We start from the raw sequence: 17,324 nt of genomic DNA on the forward strand, positions 1-17,324 counted from the left end.
GACGGCGTGGCCCCAACCCGGCAAGCCGCCGACTCGGACGTCATGGCCACAGCCCGGAACGTCGTCACTTCGGACGCCGAGACCTCCGCCGCGACGGCCAGGATCGGCACGACCTGCGGACGCGGTGTCCGCCGGCGCTGCTGAGCCGGGATCTTCACCGTTCCCAGTGCGGAATGGACGGCCGCCTCGGCTAGTGCGGCCAGCTCGCGGCGGGTTTCCGCGCGGCCCGGCGCGATCTCCGGGCAGATGTGGACCTCGAGCACCAGGCCTCGCAGTGCCGCAACCCGGCGCAGGGACGCGATCAGCGACTCCGGCCCGATGAACGCCGGGTGGCTGGTCTCGCGGCCGTCGGCCAGGCGGTAGCGCAGGGCGACCGGGCGGACCGGGACACCGCCGTCGATGGCCGCCTGGAACGTCGCGGTCGTGAAACGACCGGACGCCAGGCCACACCACGTCGTGCCTTCGGGGGTGACGCTCACGAGCGAGCCCGAGCGCAGCGCGCCGGCCAGTTCGGACATCGTGGCGGGCAGCGTCTTCAGCCGCTCGCGGTCGAGGAAGATGCTGCCGCCGCGACGGACGAGTCCGCCGAGCACCGGCCAGCCCGCGATCTCCTTCTTGGCCAGCGCGCGCATCGGCCGCAGCGCGTTGATCGCGACGATGTCCAGCCAGGAGATGTGGTTGTTGACCACCAGCGCGCCACGGCCGGCGGGCGCGGTACGGAAGTCGTCGCCGCCCCGGATGTCGAGGCGGACGCCGAAAGCGCGCAGCACGCCCTGGAAGATCAGGCGGACCAGGCGCTCTCGGCCGCGGGCGACCAGGAGCAGCGGTGACGCCAGCATCGCCGCGAAGACGACCACGATCGCCGAGGCGAACCGCAGCACCCGGCGCGGGAGGGCGACCACCGGGTCGCCCTCGGTGAGGCAGCCGTCGCCGCACGGCGACGTCGGCATCCAGGCGTGGCTCATGCCTGGGCTCCGAGGAAGAACTTCAGGTAGCGCTCGTCGACGTTCTGCAGGTCGAGCAGGACGAAGAAGTCCGCGACGCCGAAGTCCACGTCGAGCGCCGGCGGACCGCAGACCTTGGCCCCGAGCCGGATGTAGCCCTTGATCAGCGGCGGCAGCGTCGCCCGTGCCGGGCGCTCGATCGCGGACGTGTCCCACGGGATCAGCGGCGAGACGCGCGTCGCCTCGTCCGAGTAGTGCTTGGTGCGCAGGACGTCCCAGACGCCCGCGGCGAACGAGCCGTCCACCAACGGGACGGACGCGCAGCCGGCGAGGTAGCGGTGGCCCGACAGCAGCATGTAGCGGGCGATCCCGGCCCAGACCAGGCTGACGACGGCGCCGCTGCGGTGGTCGGGGTGCACGCACGAACGGCCGGTTTCGACCAGGGAGGGCCGCCGTGCGTCGAGCGCGCTCAGGTCGAACTCGCTGTCGGCGTAGAGCTTCCCGGCCTGGACGGCGCGGTCCGGCGGCAGCATCCGGTAGCAGCCGACGATGTCGCCCGTGTTGTCGTCCCGGACGACGAGGTGGTCGCAGAACTCGTCGAACTCGTCGACGTCGAGGCCGGGACGCGGGGAATGCAGCAGCGCGCCCATCTCTTCGGCGAAAACCTGGTGACGCAGGCGCTGCGCCGCGACCACTTCGTCGTTCGCGTGGGCGACGAGGAGGGAGTACCGAGGGGCGTCCGCCGGAAGCGCGGAACCCGCCTGATCAGTGCTGACGAGGAGCTGTGACGTCGTCATGGTCAAGGTGTACCCGGGAGTGGGAATCCGCGGAGAGTGCCATCCGATGACCGATTAGTGCACGTTCAGTTAATTGCGGGTTCTCAGGCTTCTCTCAGGTCCCGGAGACGCGCGAAGGGCCTTCCGGGAGCACCCGGAAGGCCCTTCGGGACAGCAGATCAGCCCTTGCGCTTCGCGACCGCTTCGGTCAGCTGCGGCGCGACGTTGAACAGGTCGCCGACGATGCCGAAGTCGGCGATCTCGAAGATCGGCGCCTCCGGGTCCTTGTTGACGGCGATGATCGTCTTCGACGTCTGCATGCCGGCGCGGTGCTGGATCGCGCCGGAGATGCCGAGCGCGATGTACAGCTGCGGCGACACCGTCTTGCCGGTCTGGCCCACCTGGAACTGCGCCGGGTAGTAGCCGGAGTCGACGGCGGCCCGGGACGCGCCGACGGCCGCGCCGAGCGAGTCGGCCAGCTTCTCGACGACGTCGAACTTCTCCGCCGAGCCGACACCACGACCGCCGGAGACCACGATCGAGGCCTCGGTCAGCTCCGGACGGTCACCGCCGGTCACCGGCTCGACGCCGGTGATCTTGGTGGCCTTCGCCGCGTCGGTTGCGGGGATCTCGACGGTCTCTTCGGCCGCCGCGCCCTCGGCGGTCTCGGCCTCGACCGCACCCGGGCGGATGGAGACGACCGGGACGCCCTTCGACGACTTGGACTTCACCGAGAACGCGCCACCGAAGATCGACTGGTCGATCACGCCGTCGCCGTTGACGCCGACGGCGTCGTAGATCAGGCCGGAGCCGAGCCGGACGGCCAGGCGCGCGGCCACCTCCTTGCCCTCACCGCTGGCGGTGACGAGCACGGCGGCCGGGGAGGCCTGCTGCGCCAGCGCGGCGAGCACGTCCACCTTGGGCGTGACCAGGTAGTTCGCGGCGTCGTCGCCTTCGGCGACATAGATCTTGGCAGCGCCGTGCGCGGCCAGCGACTCCTTGGCCTTGGCGGCGGTGCCGGTCGGGCCGACGACGACGGCCGACGGCTCACCGAGCGCGCGGGCCGCGGTCAGCAGCTCCAGCGTGACCTTCTTGACCTCACCGTCGACGTGGTCGACGAGGACGAGTACTTCAGCCATTGTTCTACTTCCTCCTCGAACCGTTGTCAGATGAGCTTCTGGCCGACCAGGTACTCGGCGACCTTGGTGCCGCCGTCACCCTCGTCCTCGGTCTTCTCGCCGGCGGTGCGCGGCGGCTTCGGCGAGGCCTCGGTCACGGTGGACCAGGCGTTGGCCAGGCCGACCTCGCCCGCGTCGACACCCAGGTCGGCGATGGTGAAGGTCTCGACCGGCTTCTTCTTGGCGGCCATGATGCCCTTGAAGGACGGGTAGCGCGGCTCGTTGATCTTCTCGCCGACGCTGACCACCGCGGGCAGGGTCGCCTCGAGGTGGGTGAGGCCGTCCTCGGTCTCGCGGACGGCCTTGATGGTGGTGCCCTCGACGGTGACCTCACGCGCGTAGGTGACCTGCGGCAGGCCGAGCAGCTCGGCGAGGATCGCCGGGACGGCGCCGCCGCGGCCGTCGGAGGACTCGTTGCCGGCGATGATCAGGTCGTAGCTCTCGACCTTGGCGATCGCGGCGGCGATGACCTTCGCGGTGGCGATGGCGTCGGAGCCGTGCAGGGCCTCGTCGGAGACGTGGATGGCCTTGTCGGCGCCCATGGACAGCGCCTTGCGGATCGCGTCGGTCGCGCGGTCGGGGCCCACCGAGAGCACGGTGACCTCGCCCTCGCCGGCTTCCTTGATCTTCAGGGCTTCTTCGACGGCCTTCTCGTTGATCTCGTCGAGAACGGCGTCGGCGGATTCGCGGTCAAGGGTGTGGTCGGCCCCGCTGAGCTTTCGCTCCGAGTAGGTGTCCGGTACCTGCTTGACCAGGACGACGATGTTGGTCATGGGTCTTCTTCGACCTCCCGGTTGTGGCCCGCGGGCGCGCCACGGGTCAGTGCTCTACTGGCCGGTAGATTAGGGCCATTCCGCCGCCAGGACCCGCCGAGGTGACGCCATTCACCTGGATGCGCAAACTAGTGGGACCATCGTCCCGGTAGTCGACCGGTTACCCCACCTGAACCGCCGTTCGTCCGATCGGACCAACTACGGCCTACTCCCAGTAGGCCGTTAGGGGTTAACCTCCGGCACCATGCCAGCGCGCATCGCCGTCATCACCGACTCCAGTTCGTGCCTTCCCGACCTCGTCGCCGCCCGCTGGGCCATCGGCGTCGTGCAGATCCAGCTCAACATGGGAAGCCACTTCGACGACGAAAACCGCTTCGACCGCGGCAAGGTCATCGACACCATGAGAGCCGGCCAGATGATCACCACCTCGCCCCCGGACCCGGGGGCGTTCTTCTGGACCTACCAGGAGGCCGCCGCCTCCGGCGCCACCGCGATCGTCAGCGTCCACCTCTCCGGCCGGATGTCCGACACCGTCCGCGCGGCCCGGGAGGCCGCCCAGCAGGTCCGCATCCCGGTGCACGTCCTCGACAGCCGCACCACCGGGATGAGCCTCGGCTTCGCCGCGATCGCCGCGGCCCGGGCGGCCGCCAACGGCGGGGACGCAGCCCGCGTCATCGAAGCCGCCGAACGCCGGTGCTTCACGGGCACCGAGTTCATCTACGTCGACACGCTCGAATACTTGCGCCGCGGCGGGCGGATCGGCGCCGCGCAGGCGACGCTCGGCACCGCGTTCTCCATCAAGCCGCTGCTCACGGTCAAGGACGGCGAAGTCGCGCCGCTCGCCCGCGTCCCCGGCACGCGGCGGGCGCTGGCCAAGATGGTCGACCTCGCCGTGCGGAAGTCCGGTGGCTTCCGCGTCGACATCGCCGTGACGCGGTTCGGCGCCAGCGACCACGAGCTCGAGATCGGCCGGCAGATCGAGCGCCGCGTGTCCGGGATGACCGAGAGCATGGTCGTCGAGGCGAGCGCGGTCATCGGCGCGCACCTCGGCCCGGGCGCGCTCGGCATCACCGTGTCGCCGGTGGACTGACCCGGCGCCCGGGGATCAGCAGCAGCACGATCGGCACCACGACACCGAGCCCGGTCGTCACGACGATGAGCACCTGGTCGAGTTGCTCGAAATGCGACACGTGGCCGAGGTGGTAGAGGAAGTGCGGCAGGCCGAACAGCACCGTCGCGACGGCGGCCAGCCGCGCCACGGCTGTGGTGCCGATCACGGCGGCCCCGATCAGCAGGGCCGCGAGAGCCAGGTTGAGGCCGCCGAAGTCGCGCAGGAGGTGCTCGTTGAAGGGCCCGTCCATCGAGACCCAGCCCGTGCGGAAGCCGGGAAAGTCCTGGTAGAAGCCACTCGGGGTGACCAGTGGCCAGATTCCGGTCACGGCTTCGACGACGCCGAAGAACACGAGGAGTACGCGGGTGATGGTCCGTTGCATGACCACGGAACGAGACGGCCGTGCCGGACGTGACACCGCTAGGGTCGCGGAGGTGACCACCCCAGCCACCCGGGCCGAGGCGCTGCACCTGACCGGCGAACGGACCGTGCCCGGCATCGCCGTCGAGAATTATTGGTTCAGGCGCCACGAAGCCGCGTACCTCGCTCTGCTCCCCCACTGCGTGGACGCGACGGTGCTCGAAGCCGGCTGCGGCGAGGGCTACGGCGCCGGTCTTCTCGCGACCACGGCCCGCCGGGTGCTCGCACTGGATTACGACGTGCCGACCACCGAACACGTCGCCCGCCGCTACCCCGAGGTCGCCGTCGCGCGGGCGAACCTGGCGTACCTGCCGCTGCGGGACGCCTCGGTGGACGTCGTGGCCAACTTCCAGGTCATCGAGCACCTCTGGGACCAGGGCGGCTTCCTCGCGGAGTGCCGGCGGGTGTTGTCGCCAGGAGGAAAACTGCTGGTCACGACACCGAACCGGCTGACTTTCACCCCGGACAGCGACACGCCGCTGAATCCGTACCACACCCGCGAGCTGGCGCCGGCCGAGCTGGCCGGGCTGCTGACCGACGCCGGTTTCGACGTCGTGGCACTGCACGGCCTGCACCACGGCGAAGCCGTCCGCGCGCTCGACGAGCGGTACGGCGGTTCGATCATCGACGCGCAGCTCGACGTCGTCATGGGCGAGCTGCCCGGGCAGGCCGTCTGGCCGGCGGCGCTGCTCGCCGACGTCGCCGCGATCGAGGCCACGGGGTTCGACATCCACGGCGACGACCTCGACGCGAGCCTGGACCTGATCGCCGTGGCGGTGCGCCGATGACGAACGACTTCGAGGGCACGTTCTGCCTCGTCCTGCACAGCCACCTGCCGTGGCTGCCGCACCACGGGACCTGGCCGGTCGGCGAGGAATGGCTGTACCAGGCGTGGGCGCACTCGTACCTGCCGATGGTCGACCTGCTCGAACGCTTCGCCGCCGAAGGCCGCCGTGACGTGCTGACGCTCGGCATGACGCCGGTGCTCGCCGCGCAGCTCGACGACCCGTACAGCATCCGCGCCTGCCACGACTGGCTCGGCCACTGGCAGCTGCGCGCCCAGCACGCGTCGACGCTCTGGCGCGGCGACCCGATCCTGCGCGAGCTCGCGGCAGCCGAGCACCGGACCGCCGTCCGCGCGGCCGACGAACTCGGGACGCGCTGGCGGCACGGCTTCTCCCCGATCCTGCGATCGCTGGTCGACAACTCGACCATCGAGGTGCTCGGCGGGCCGCTGGCCCACCCGTTCCAGCCGCTGCTGGAGCCGCGGGTGCGGGAGTTCGCGCTGAACGCGGGGCTCGCCGACACGGCGTTGCGGATCGGCTCGCGGCCCGCGGGGATCTGGGCGCCGGAGTGCGGCTACGCGCCTGGTCTGGAAAACGACTACGCCGCCGCGGGCGTGCGGCGGTTCATGGTCGACGGGCCGTCGCTGCGCGGCGAGACCTGGGCCGCGCGGCCGGTCGGCGACAGCGACGTCCTCGCCTTCGGGCGCGACCTCGAGGTCACCTACCGCGTCTGGTCGCCGAAGGCCGGCTACCCCGGGCACGCCGCGTACCGCGACTTCCACACCTGGGCGCACGAGGTCGGGCTCAAGGCATCGCGCGTCACCGGCAAGACCGTCGAGCCGGCCGACAAGGCGCCGTACGACCCGTCGCTCGCCGCGGACGTCCTGGGCCTGCACGTCAAGGACTTCGTCGACACCGTGGTGACGCGGCTGCGGTCGCTGAAGGCGCACCACGGGCGTGAGTCGCTCGTGGTCGCCGCGTACGACACGGAGCTGTTCGGGCACTGGTGGCACGAGGGACCGGCCTGGCTGGAGGGCGTGCTGCGCGCGCTGCCCGAGGCCGGGGTGCGGGTGACGACGCTCAAGGGCGCGCTCGAAGCCGGGCACGTCGGCCCGCCGATCGACCTGCCCGCGTCGTCGTGGGGGTCGGGCAAGGACTGGCGCGTCTGGGACGGCGAGCAGGTCAAGGACATGGTCGAGGCCAACACGGCGCTGCAGGAACGGCTGCTGGAGCTCGTGGCCGGTTTGGCCACCACGGCCCGGGACACCGTCGCCGACCAGGCCGTCGCCGAGGCGATGCTGGCGCTGCAGAGCGACTGGGCGTTCATGGTCACCAAGGACTCCGCCGCCGACTACGCGCGGCGCCGGGCGGCCGTGCACACCGAACGCTTCGACGCGCTGGCCGGGGCGGTGCGCCGCGGCGACCGCGCGCGAGGCGAGGAGCTGGCCGCGGCCTACCGCGCCGACGACGGACCGTTCGGGCACCTCGACGCCCGGGCTTTGAAGCACAAGTGAAAGGGACTCATCGGATGGGGATCCACGAAATTCCGGTCAAGACGCTCGACGGGCAGGACAGCTCGCTGGGTTCGCTGGCCGGCAAGGCGCTGCTGGTGGTCAACGTCGCGTCGAAGTGCGGCCTGACCCCGCAGTACTCCGGCCTGGAGCGGCTGCAGGAGCGCTTCGGCGCCCAGGGCTTCTCCGTGGTCGGTTTTCCGTGCAACCAGTTCGCCGGGCAGGAACCGGGCAGCGCGGACGAGATCCAGACGTTCTGCTCCACGACCTACGGCGTCACCTTCCCGCTGTTCGAGAAGATCGACGTCAACGGCGACGACCGGCACCCGCTGTACTCGGAACTGACGAAGGCCGACGACGCCGAGGGCGCGTCCGGCGACGTCCAGTGGAACTTCGAGAAGTTCCTCGTCAGCGCCGACGGCGAGGTCTTGGCGCGGTTCCGGCCGCGCACCGAGCCCGAGGACGAGGCGGTCGTCAAGGCCATCGAGGCGGCCCTGCCCGCGTGACGGCGGCCCGGGGCGCGCTCCCCCGGCGTCACCGGAATTCACCGGATCGACGGGTTTCAGCGGCCGTTCGGGTATCACGGAAACGCGCCTGAAACGGTTTCCGTGAGCCGGACGGTCGAACCCCGGGTGATCAGCCTGCCGTTTTCCCCTTCCCGCATCGAATACTTTTGACGACGCCATTCCGGCGTCTTCGTGTGCGAGAAGGGATCACCCGATGAGCACCTCCAGACGCCGGGCAGCGCTGGCAGCATTCCCCGTGGCACTCGGGCTGCTGCTGGCCGGGCCCGCGGTGGGCGCAGCTTCGGCCGCGCCGGTCGCGGCACAGCCGGACGCGGCCGGCCAGGCTCGCGACTGCCTGCTGTGTGTCGGTCACCACCACCATCACCACCACGGGCACATCAACATCCTGGGTCTGCACCTGGGACTCTGGTTGCACCTGTAGATCCCGGCTCCGCCGTGCCGGGGCGGTGGCCTCCCGCCCCGGCACGTTCACAGGCCGAGCTGAGCGCGTCCGACGTCGTCGAGGTCGCCGACGGTGGCGCGGCCGGTCCAGTTCACTTCGTAGTCTTCCGGCGCGAAATCGCCCGGACTCGTACCGGCCAGAAACGCGCGGCCGCACTTTTCGGCATACGCGGCGTTCTTCGCGCAATGCGGGCTCGCCGGGATGTACATGACGTTTCCCCAGCGGTCCGGGTTGGTGCCGTCGGCGACCGCGTGAATGACGTCGCCGTGCCACCAGACCGTGTCGCCCGGTTCGACGGCGGGAATCGACGTCAGTGCCGGCAGCAGGTCGTCGTGGTACTTGTCGCCGACGGGCAGGGCCTGGCCGTTGGCCGCGCCGCAGAGGTCGTCGTCGGCGATGTCGTCCTGTTGAGTGGCCCGGCCGGCGGCCACTCAGGCCTGGTCGCCGAAATCCACCGATGGGTCACGGCGGCCGCGCCGGGGCCGGTCCAGCTGGAGGCGGGCACGGTCACGGACTCGGCGGCCCTTCGGGGCGCGCTGTTGTCCGCACTCGACCACGGCCACGACGCCCTGCTCGCGGCGGTCGCCGAAAGCTAGTCACGGCCGCGCAGCCTCCGGCTGCCGGCTGCCGGAGAGCAGACGACGAGACGTCCTCCGGGCGTCACTCAGAGTCAGGCCAACGCCCGCCGGCAGCACAGCGCCTGAGCGTTGCCGAAGTCAAACGGCGGCCGGGCGAGGGCAACTCACCAGGGCGTTGCCGAACGCCGACGACAGCCCCGGCGGCGACGTCGCGTCCGGGCGTTGCCGACATCAGTCGGAGCCCGCGTCGATCACCGCGCGGACGCACTTCGCGACTACCGCCGGGTCGAGCTTCGTCACCTGGCGGTCGTACGTAAGCAGGCCGTTGACCTCGTTCTCGACATCGGTCGTCTGGGTGTAGATCGCGCCGGACAGGCCGCGCTCCGCTATCACTCGCTCCAAGCGGGAGCTCACCTCCGCGTAGCGCTTGGTGAGCCGTTCCGGCGTCGTCGTCATCTCGTACGCGTTCGGCGGGCCGGGCCAGCGATGACCGTCGACGACCAGGCCGAGGCCGCCGTACTCGCCGTCGACTATCGCGCGGGCGTCGTGGACCGACGGCTCGCCCGGGCCGACGTACGTGTGGTCGTCGTAGACGTCGCCCGCGCCGGTGTCAGGGCGCGAGAAGCAGCAGTTGACACCGCTGTTGGCGATCACCAGGCGGGTCGGGTCGAGCGTTTTGACCAGTTCCGCGACGCGGGCCGTGTCGTACTCGCCCCAGCCCTCGTTGAACGGCACCCAGCCGACGATCGACGGGACCGCTCGCAGCTGTGTGATCATTTTGATCAGTTCTGCTTCGAACCGATCCCTGGCCTGCGGGACCGGGTCCGGCGCGGGCCCCGGCGGGCCGTCGAACGACACCGTCAACGACGGCATGTCCTGCCACACGACCAGGCCGAGCCGGTCGGCCCAGAAGTACCAGCGGGCCGGCTCGACCTTGACGTGTTTGCGGACGAAGTTGAAGCCCAGCTCCTTCGTCTTTTCGAGGTCGAAGCGCAACGCGTCGTCGGTCGGCGCGGTCGAGATGCCGTCGGGCCAGTAGCCCTGGTCGAGCGGGCCGTGGAGGAAGGTGATCCGGCCGTTGAGCGCGATCCGCGGACGGCTCTCGGCGTCGGGGACCAGGCCGATCGTCCGGAGGCCCGCGTAGCCGCCGACCTCGTCCAGGACCGCGCCGTGGCGGTCGAGCAGCCGGACGTCCACGGAGTAGAGGTGGGGGTCGTCAGGTGTCCAGAGGTGTGGTTCGGGAACGTCCACGCGGACCGACGTCCCGGCTTCGCCCGAACCGCGCGCTACCTCGCCGTCGGTGGCCGAAAGCACGACCACGACCTCGTCGCCGCCGGTGACCTGCGGGAACACCGTGACGCCGGTGAGGTCCGGGGTCAGCTCCAGCCGTTCGACGCGGGTGGCGGGCACCGGCTCGAGCCAGACCGTCTGCCAGATGCCCGACGACGCCGTGTAGCAGATTCCGCCAGGGGCGTTGCGCTGCTTGCCGACCGGGAAGGGCTCGATGTCGGTGCGATCCTCGGCGCGGACGGTCAGCTCCTGCGGGCCCGTCGGCCGCAGGACGTCGGTGATGTCCGCGCTGAACGCCGTGTAGCCGCCCTCGTGCGTCGCGACGAGCTGGTTATTAACCCAGACCTGGGCCTTCTGGTCGACGGCGCCGAAGTGCAGGAGGACGCGGTCGCCGCGCCAATCGTCCGGGATCTCGACGAGGCGGCGGTACCAGAGGACTTCGTCGCGTCGTCGGATTCCGGACAACGCCGACTCCGGCGGGAACGGCACCAGGATCCGCTCGGCGTAGCCGGACGGTCTCGGCTCGGCCGCGGCCGCCGGCCAGCCCGCGTACTCCCAGACGCCGTTGAGGTTCAGCCAGCGAGGCCGGGTCAGCTGGGGTCGCGGGTACTCGGGCAGCGCGTTGTCCGGGCCGGCATCACCGGACCACGGGGTCGGCAGGACGGGGTCGAGCCGGCGCCAGCCGGTGTCCTCGGGGGAAGTCATCCCGGCCGATGATGGCAGAGCCACAGTCACAAGCCAGTGATCGACGTCACACGCGAAGGGGTCTGGTGGACCGCCGCCGGGCTCTTGCGACTCGCGAGTAACCTCTGCCCATGCGTGTGCTGATGCTGTCCTGGGAGTACCCGCCAGTGGCCATCGGCGGCCTGGCCAGGCACGTGCACGCGCTCGCCTGTCACCTGGCCGGACAGGGTCACGAGGTCGTCGTCCTGTGCCGGCACGCCGCCGGGACCGACGCCGGGACGCATCCGCGCAGCGATCGCGTCGTCGACGGCGTGCGGATCATCCGGGTCGCCGAAGACCCGATGCACGTGACCTTCGAACGCGACCTCGTCGCCTGGACCCTCGCCATGGGGCACGCCATGGTCCGCGCCGCGCAGGACCTGCTGCGGAGCTGGCAGCCGGACGTCGTCCACGCGCACGACTGGCTGGTCGCGCACCCGGCCATCGCGATCGCCGAGGCCGCGCGGGTGCCACTGGTCGGCACGATCCACGCCACCGAGGCCGGCCGGCACTCCGGCTGGCTGTCGCACCCGCTGAACCAGCAAGTTCACTCGGTCGAGTGGTGGCTGGCCAACCGCGCCGACGCCGTGATCACCTGCTCGCAGGCCATGCGCCGCGAGGTCGCGCACCTCTTCGAGATCGAGGCCGGCGACGTCACGGTGATCCACAACGGCATCGAGGAGCGCGGCTGGCAGGTGCCGGCCGACGAGATCGCCCACGCCCGCGAGGTCTACAGCCCGGCGGGCGCGCCCCTGTTGCTCTACTTCGGCCGGCTCGAATGGGAGAAGGGCGTCCAGGACCTGCTGGCCGCACTCCCCCGCATCCGGCGGCGCCACCCCGGCACGCGCGTGGTCGTCGCCGGGAAAGGACGACATCTCGACGAGCTCGTCGAGCAGTCGCGGAAGCTGCGGGTGCGGCGCGCGGTCGACTTCGTCGGGCACCTGTCCGACCGGGACCTGCGGGCGGCGCTGGCCGCGGCCGACGCCGTGGTCCTGCCCAGCCGGTACGAGCCGTTCGGGATCGTCGCCCTGGAGGCCGCGGCCGCGAAGGCGCCGCTCGTGGCGTCGACCGCCGGCGGGCTCGGCGAGGTCGTCGTCCACGGTGAGACCGGGCTGGCGTTCAGTCCCGGCGACGTCGGCGCGCTGGCCGACGCCGTGACGACGGTGCTGAACGACGCGGACGCGGCGGCGCGGCGGGCCCGGGCCGCGCAGGCACGGCTGGCCGCCGACTTCGACTGGGGCCGGATCGCCGAGGCGACCGTCGCGGTCTACCGGCGGACGAAGGCGGGAGAGCCGGTGGAGCTGCCGCGGCCGAAGATCGCCACCGGCAACGCGTTCGAACCGGTCGCGGCCGGGATCCCGGAACTGTAGGTAGCGGCCGGGTCAGAAGTGGCGGACCTGGACGCGGTCCGTGTGGGCCGCGGGCACGGCCGTGGCCGCGGCGGCGACGGACGCGCAGGCGAAAAGGGCAACGAGCGCGACAAGGACAGCGCTCAACTTGCTGGTCATCGGGACTCCTCGGGGAGCAGTGGCGCGACAGGCACCACGCAGCGAGCATCCGCGCCCCCTCCCGGCGAAACAATAGGGAGAACACCACGGGCGGCTACGCATTCGCCTTCCGTGACCGGTTCGCCCGTCAGTGGACGCCGGTCAGAATCCGGACCTGGACGCGTTCGACCACCGGGCCGTGCGGCTCGACCGCGCGCCGGACGCGGTCGGCGAACTCGGGCCGGGACGCCGGGGGCGGCAGCTGTTCCGGGCTCATCGCCGAAAACACGCCACCGACGATCTCCTCGACGGTGAGCGTGGCCGAGTAGTCGACAACCCGCAGGTCGACGGCGTATCCGGCGGCCGAGAGAGCGTCTCGGTAGCGCTCTTGGCTCGCCGTGTCCGTGCCGCACGTCCGGTGTAAGGGGACGCCGAGGTGGTCGGACAGGACCTGTCGTAGCGCGGCCGACCACGCGGCGTCCTGGAGCCACAGCGGCTCGCCGTTGGTCACCACCACGACGCCGCCGCCGGCGCGCAGGAGCGGGCGCGCCGCCGCGAACAGCCGCTCGTGGTCCATCCAGTGCAACGCCTGCACCACCGTCACCGCGCCCAGCCGGCCGGGGCCGAGAGCCGCCGTCAGGGCGCCGAGGTCGGTGTCCGCGCCGAGCAGCCAGCCGACGTTCGGCTCGGCCGTCGCCCGGCGGGCCTCGGCCAGCATGTCCGGTTCCGGGTCCATCCCCAGCACGGCGCCGGTGTGCGGCGCCAAGGCGCGGGTGAGCTGGCCGGTGCCGCAGCCGAGGTCGAGCACGACGTCGTCCCGCGTGAGACCACACGCGCCGACCAGGGCGTCCACGACCTCGGGCGGGTAGCCGCGGCGGAACCGCTGGTAGTACTCGCTCACTTCGCCGCCGAACGCCGGTGCCGTCATGACCCCGAGGATGCCGCCGGAACCGGCCGGGCGAGCGTGGTTCCGCTGCGGGCGGAAGCGCCTAGAAGACCGGCAGCAGGACGCCGTGCTCGGACTCCGGGCGCGGGCCGAAGATGCGGCGGTCGGTCTCGGCGATCGGGACGTCGTTGATGCTCGCCTCGCGACGGCGCATCAGGCCTTCGTCGCTGAACTCCCACAGCTCGTTGCCGTAGCTGCGGAACCACTCGCCGGCCGCGGTGCGGGACTCGTACTGGAAGCGGACGCCGATGCGGTTGCCGCGAAAGCCCCACAGCTCCTTGCGCAGCGCGTAGTCCAGTTCGCGCTCCCACTTCGCGGTCAGGAACTCGACGATCCGCGCGCGTCCGACGACGTGCCGGTCGCGATTGCGCCACACCGAATCCTCGGTGTAGGCCAGCGAGACCCGCTCGGGGTCGCGGGTGTTCCAGGCGTCCTCGGCGGCCTGGACCTTCTGGCGGGCGGTGTCTTCGTCGAACGGCGGGAACGGCGGGCGCGGGGTCATGGACGGCTCCTTCCGAACCCGGAGAACGGCCGTTCTCCGGGTTGCCGCTAGAGTAGAGAACGCTCATTCTCCACACCAGAGGCAGGTGACATGGATCCCACGGAGGCGACCGGCCGGTTGCTGGAGGCCGCCGAGGAGCTCTTCTACGCCCACGGCGTGCAGGCGGTCGGGATGGACGCCGTCCGCGCGCGCTCCGGCGTCTCGCTCAAACGGCTCTACCAGTGCTTCCCGGCCAAGAACGACCTGGTCGAGGCATATCTCCTGCGCCGCGACGAACGCTGGCGAAGGTCGTTGCGTGAATTCGTCCACGCCCGCGGCGACGACCCGCTCGCCGTGTTCGACTGGCTGCACGACTGGTTCCGCGAGCCCGGCTTCCGCGGCTGCGCGTTCGTCAACTCCTTCGGCGAGTTCGGCGAACCGGCGCCCGGCATCGCCGCCGCGATCCGCAAGCACAAGGACGAACTGCGCGCCTACCTGCGTGGTCTCGTTGCCGACCACACCACCGCCGACCAGCTGTTCTCGCTCGTGGAGGGCGCGACCGTGCTCGCCGCGATCACCGGTGACCCGGGCGAGGCGAGCACGGCCCGGGCGGCCGCGAAGGTCCTCCTGGCCGCTCACGGGTAGGGCGTCAGCCGGGCGGCGAGCTTCGGGCAACGACGTCGACGACGGGAACACGCCGCGGCAGACCGGGCGTACGCGGTGAATTGACGTCGTGAACGGCACGACCGGGCCGTTCGCACCGCTCACTCGTGGCAGTAGCTGAGCTGCTCGTCCCAATCCGCGCCACGCCCGTGCGGGGTGAGGTCGAACAGGTTCCACACCGGCTCGATCGTCCCGACGTGGCGCGGGTCCTGGCCCGGTTCGGCCGGCTCGTACAGCAGCTCCGAACCCCAGAAGTGCCGGATCCCGTCGTCGTCGCGGCGGAAGACGTTGAGCATCGGGCGCGGGCTGCCGTCGGCCGCTTCGCCGTGGTAGTCACGGCTGAACGTGGTGCCCGCGCACGAGAACAACCGCAGCCGGCGCCAGCCGCGCTCGGCGGCGAACGTCCGCAGGTGCCCGATCGGTGCCCGCGCGACGACGGCGAAACCGGCGTGGGGCGAGAAATGCTCCACGGCGCCGTCGAGCTGGTCGAGCAACGCCGTGCAGGACGGGCACGGGCCCTGCTCCAGCGTCAGCTGCGCGCTTTCTCCCGACGCCGGACCGGGCCGGTCGTCGTCGGGGTCGCGCGGGAACATGTAGTGGTAGACGACCAGGGTGTCGTGGCCCGGCGAGAACAGGTCCGACAACCGCACTTCGCCGTTGTCGCCCTGGAGGACATAGTCCTCGGGCACCAGGCCGCCGAGTGGCAGGTCGCGGCGTTGGACAGCCACCGCCTCCAGTTCGCGACGCAGCGCGACTTCCCGTTCGAGCAGGCGATCACGCGCGGCGCGGTACTCGGGCGACTCGCCCGGGAAGCTCAGGCTCATCCGGGAAAGGTACGCGTGAAACTGGTCCGACGGCGGGGAGCCACCGCCGTCGGACCAGTTCCGGACCACACCGTCCCGAGAAGGGTGTGGTGCCGGCCGTCCCTCGTCAGGAAGGGACGGCCGGAGCTCGAAGCACTCTCTACCGCTGAGAGCGCATCAAGCACTGCCCTGCTACCGGGCGTCTGTGAGGTACCGCGCGTAGGCACCGGTGGTGAGGAAGCTCGGCAGTTTCTCGCTGAGCGCGGTCTCCGTGAAGATCTGGTACGCGTCGCCGAGGCGGTTGCCGTCGCCGAGTTCCGCGCGCACCGACGCCAGCTCGTCGTCCAGGAACTCGACCGCCAGCTCGCGGGTGAGCGCGGTGCCGTCCTCGAGCTTCGTGCCGTTGCGGATCCACTGCCAGATCTGGCAGCGCGCGATCTCTGCGGTGGCCGCGTCCTCCATCAGGTTGTGGATCGCCGCCGCGCCGGTGCCGCGCAGCCACGCGTCGACGTAGCGCAGCGCGACGTTGATGTTCGCGCGGACACCCGCTTCGGTGACCTCGCCGCCGGCGCTCGCGACGTCGAGCAGGTCTTCGGCGGTGACGTCGACGTCCTCGCGGAGCTTGCCGAGCTGGTTCGGCCAGCCGCCGAGCACGCCGTCGAACACCTCGCGGCAGACCGAGACCAGGCCGGGGTGCGCGACCCACGAGCCGTCGAAACCGTCGCCGGCCTCGCGTTCCTTGTCCGCACGGACCTTCTCCAGCGCGGTCGCGGTGATCTCGGGGTCCTTGCTCGGGATGAACGCGGCCATGCCGCCGATGGCGTGCGCGCCGCGCTTGTGGCAGGTCCGCACCAGCAGCTCGGTGTAGGCCCGCATGAACGGCACGGTCATGGTGACCTGCGCGCGGTCCGGCAGCACGAAGTCGGCGCCGTGCGCGGCGAAGTTCTTGATCATGCTGAAGATGTAGTCCCAGCGCCCGGCGTTCAGGCCCGCCGCGTGCTCGCGCAGTTCGTAGAGGATCTCGTCCATCTCGAACGCGGCGGTGATCGTCTCGATCAGCACCGTGGCGCGGATCGTGCCGCGCGGGATGCCGAGCTCGCGCTGCGCCAGCAGGAAGACGTCGTTCCACAGCCGCGCTTCGTGGTGGTTTTCGAGCTTCGGCAGGTAGAAGTACGGGCCGACACCGCGGGCCACCAGCTGGCGGGCGTTGTGGAAGAAGAACAGGCCGAAGTCGACCAGGCTCGCCGACACCGGACGGCCGTCGATGCGGATGTGCTTCTCCACCAGGTGCCAGCCGCGGGGCCGCGCGACGATCGTGGCCGGGTCGTCCCCGATCGTGTACTGCTTGCCGGCTTCGGTGGTGAAGTCGATGTTGCGGCGGATAGCGTCGAAGAGGTTGAGCTGGCCGTCGATCACGTTGTGCCACGTTGGCGACGTCGCGTCCTCGAAGTCCGCCAGCCAGACCTTCGCGCCGGAGTTCAGCGCGTTGACCGTCATCTTGCGGTCGGTCGGGCCGGTGATCTCGACGCGGCGGTCTTCCAGGCCCGGTGCGGTCGGCGCGACGTTCCACGACTCGTCGTCGCGGACCCGGCGGGTCTCGGGCAGGAAGCCGAGCGGCTTCTCCCCCGACTGCAGCTCCTCGCGGCGCACGCGGCGGGCGTCGAGCAGCTCGCGCCGGCGGCCGGCGAACGTGTTGTCGAGCTTGGCCAGGAAGTCGAGTGCCGCCGGGGTGAGGATCTCGGCGAACCGGCCCTCGACCGGACCGGTGACCTCGATGCGGTAGTTCAATCGATCAACCATGGGGTGCCTCCGCGAGCAGAGCTGTGCAGGGAAGGGAAGTGGGGGTCACGGGCCGGCGGCGCAGGGGGTCGCCGCCGGCCCGCGAA

19 protein-coding genes and 1 pseudogene are annotated in these 17,324 nt (G+C 71.0%); 8 read left to right on the forward strand and 12 right to left on the reverse strand.

Annotation, left to right across the window (positions count from 1 at the left end; translation table 11 throughout):
- Positions 1 to 83 precede the first annotated feature (83 nt).
- The 4 genes and pseudogenes from ACLJQZ_RS19170 to ACLJQZ_RS19185 all read right to left on the reverse strand — a co-directional run.
- Positions 84 to 965: pseudogene (locus ACLJQZ_RS19170) on the reverse strand (lysophospholipid acyltransferase family protein); the annotation flags it as partial.
- Positions 962 to 1,741 carry a GNAT family N-acetyltransferase gene (locus tag ACLJQZ_RS19175; protein WP_410621340.1) on the reverse strand — a complete coding sequence of 260 codons (780 nt, stop codon included), beginning with the start codon at positions 1,739 to 1,741 and terminating at the stop codon, positions 962 to 964. The gene ACLJQZ_RS19175 and the pseudogene ACLJQZ_RS19170, both read right to left, overlap by 4 nt.
- A gap of 158 nt (positions 1,742 to 1,899) precedes the next feature.
- Entirely contained in the window at positions 1,900 to 2,859 is a 960-nt protein-coding gene (locus tag ACLJQZ_RS19180; RefSeq protein ID WP_410621341.1) for an electron transfer flavoprotein subunit alpha/FixB family protein, read from the reverse strand.
- Positions 2,860 to 2,885: 26 nt separating this feature from the next.
- The gene (locus tag ACLJQZ_RS19185; protein WP_410621342.1) at positions 2,886 to 3,671 is read right to left on the reverse strand and encodes an electron transfer flavoprotein subunit beta/FixA family protein; all 786 of its coding nucleotides are present in this window, start codon (positions 3,669 to 3,671) and stop codon (positions 2,886 to 2,888) included.
- 244 nt (positions 3,672 to 3,915) lie between these two features.
- Between ACLJQZ_RS19185 and ACLJQZ_RS19190 the strand changes: the two genes are divergently transcribed.
- On the forward strand, positions 3,916 to 4,761 hold the full coding sequence (locus ACLJQZ_RS19190; RefSeq protein WP_410621343.1) for a DegV family protein: 846 nt from the start codon (positions 3,916 to 3,918) through the stop codon (positions 4,759 to 4,761).
- On the opposite strand, the gene ACLJQZ_RS19195 is transcribed toward ACLJQZ_RS19190, so the two are convergent.
- Positions 4,739 to 5,164: a hypothetical protein gene (locus ACLJQZ_RS19195; protein WP_326955466.1), complete on the reverse strand. Its 426-nt coding sequence runs from the start codon at positions 5,162 to 5,164 to the stop codon at positions 4,739 to 4,741. The two genes, ACLJQZ_RS19190 and ACLJQZ_RS19195, sit on opposite strands and share 23 nt — an antisense overlap.
- Positions 5,165 to 5,216: 52 nt before the next feature.
- Here ACLJQZ_RS19195 and ACLJQZ_RS19200 point away from each other — a divergent pair, with 52 nt between their 5' ends.
- From ACLJQZ_RS19200 to ACLJQZ_RS19215, 4 genes are all read left to right on the forward strand, one after another.
- Positions 5,217 to 5,990 (forward strand): methyltransferase domain-containing protein, encoded by a 774-nt coding sequence (locus tag ACLJQZ_RS19200; protein ID WP_410621344.1) that lies wholly within the window; start codon positions 5,217 to 5,219, stop codon positions 5,988 to 5,990.
- Positions 5,987 to 7,501, forward strand: coding sequence for a 1,4-alpha-glucan branching protein domain-containing protein (locus tag ACLJQZ_RS19205; RefSeq protein WP_410621345.1), 1,515 nt, complete (start codon positions 5,987 to 5,989; stop codon positions 7,499 to 7,501). The genes ACLJQZ_RS19200 and ACLJQZ_RS19205 overlap by 4 nt, the downstream gene beginning before the upstream one ends.
- 14 nt (positions 7,502 to 7,515) lie before the next feature.
- Positions 7,516 to 8,004 carry a glutathione peroxidase gene (locus ACLJQZ_RS19210; RefSeq protein WP_410621346.1) on the forward strand — a complete coding sequence of 163 codons (489 nt, stop codon included), beginning with the start codon at positions 7,516 to 7,518 and terminating at the stop codon, positions 8,002 to 8,004.
- A 214-nt stretch (positions 8,005 to 8,218) separates the two neighbouring features.
- Entirely contained in the window at positions 8,219 to 8,446 is a 228-nt protein-coding gene (locus ACLJQZ_RS19215; RefSeq protein ID WP_410621347.1) for a hypothetical protein, read from the forward strand.
- Positions 8,447 to 8,493: 47 nt separating this feature from the next.
- Here ACLJQZ_RS19215 and ACLJQZ_RS19220 read toward each other — a convergent pair whose 3' ends face one another.
- A complete protein-coding gene (locus ACLJQZ_RS19220) occupies positions 8,494 to 8,898 on the reverse strand; it encodes a YbiU family protein (protein ID WP_410621348.1) in 405 nt (134 codons plus the stop codon).
- Between ACLJQZ_RS19220 and ACLJQZ_RS19225 the strand changes: the two genes are divergently transcribed.
- Complete coding sequence (locus tag ACLJQZ_RS19225; RefSeq protein WP_410621349.1) at positions 8,875 to 9,063, forward strand: hypothetical protein; 189 nt, start codon at positions 8,875 to 8,877, stop codon at positions 9,061 to 9,063. The genes ACLJQZ_RS19220 and ACLJQZ_RS19225 overlap by 24 nt on opposite strands.
- 213 nt (positions 9,064 to 9,276) lie before the next feature.
- Here ACLJQZ_RS19225 and ACLJQZ_RS19230 read toward each other — a convergent pair whose 3' ends face one another.
- On the reverse strand, positions 9,277 to 11,040 hold the full coding sequence (locus ACLJQZ_RS19230) for a glycoside hydrolase family 2 protein (RefSeq protein WP_410621350.1): 1,764 nt from the start codon (positions 11,038 to 11,040) through the stop codon (positions 9,277 to 9,279).
- 110 nt (positions 11,041 to 11,150) lie between these two features.
- Between ACLJQZ_RS19230 and ACLJQZ_RS19235 the strand changes: the two genes are divergently transcribed.
- Positions 11,151 to 12,428, forward strand: a complete 1,278-nt coding sequence (locus ACLJQZ_RS19235) for a glycosyltransferase family 4 protein (RefSeq protein ID WP_410621351.1) — start codon at positions 11,151 to 11,153, stop codon at positions 12,426 to 12,428.
- Between the two features lie 12 nt (positions 12,429 to 12,440).
- On the opposite strand, the gene ACLJQZ_RS19240 is transcribed toward ACLJQZ_RS19235, so the two are convergent.
- The 3 genes from ACLJQZ_RS19240 to ACLJQZ_RS19250 form a co-directional block, all read right to left on the reverse strand.
- The gene (locus tag ACLJQZ_RS19240) at positions 12,441 to 12,566 is read right to left on the reverse strand and encodes a hypothetical protein (RefSeq protein WP_256475969.1); all 126 of its coding nucleotides are present in this window, start codon (positions 12,564 to 12,566) and stop codon (positions 12,441 to 12,443) included.
- Positions 12,567 to 12,693: 127 nt separating this feature from the next.
- Entirely contained in the window at positions 12,694 to 13,473 is a 780-nt protein-coding gene (locus ACLJQZ_RS19245; RefSeq protein WP_410621352.1) for a class I SAM-dependent methyltransferase, read from the reverse strand.
- Between the two features lie 61 nt (positions 13,474 to 13,534).
- The gene (locus tag ACLJQZ_RS19250) at positions 13,535 to 13,993 is read right to left on the reverse strand and encodes a nuclear transport factor 2 family protein (protein ID WP_410621353.1); all 459 of its coding nucleotides are present in this window, start codon (positions 13,991 to 13,993) and stop codon (positions 13,535 to 13,537) included.
- A gap of 90 nt (positions 13,994 to 14,083) precedes the next feature.
- Between ACLJQZ_RS19250 and ACLJQZ_RS19255 the strand changes: the two genes are divergently transcribed.
- A complete protein-coding gene (locus tag ACLJQZ_RS19255) occupies positions 14,084 to 14,617 on the forward strand; it encodes a TetR/AcrR family transcriptional regulator (RefSeq protein WP_410621354.1) in 534 nt (177 codons plus the stop codon).
- Between the two features lie 119 nt (positions 14,618 to 14,736).
- Here ACLJQZ_RS19255 and ACLJQZ_RS19260 read toward each other — a convergent pair whose 3' ends face one another.
- Both ACLJQZ_RS19260 and aceB read right to left on the reverse strand, forming a co-directional pair.
- Positions 14,737 to 15,459, reverse strand: coding sequence for a DUF899 family protein (locus ACLJQZ_RS19260; protein ID WP_410621355.1), 723 nt, complete (start codon positions 15,457 to 15,459; stop codon positions 14,737 to 14,739).
- Positions 15,460 to 15,630: 171 nt separating this feature from the next.
- Positions 15,631 to 17,238 (reverse strand): malate synthase A, encoded by a 1,608-nt coding sequence (aceB, locus tag ACLJQZ_RS19265; protein WP_410621356.1) that lies wholly within the window; start codon positions 17,236 to 17,238, stop codon positions 15,631 to 15,633.
- Positions 17,239 to 17,324: the final 86 nt, after the last annotated feature.

Origin of the sequence: Amycolatopsis sp. cmx-8-4, from assembly GCF_046548675.1 — a bacterium.
Classification (GTDB): Bacteria; Actinomycetota; Actinomycetes; order Mycobacteriales; family Pseudonocardiaceae; genus Amycolatopsis.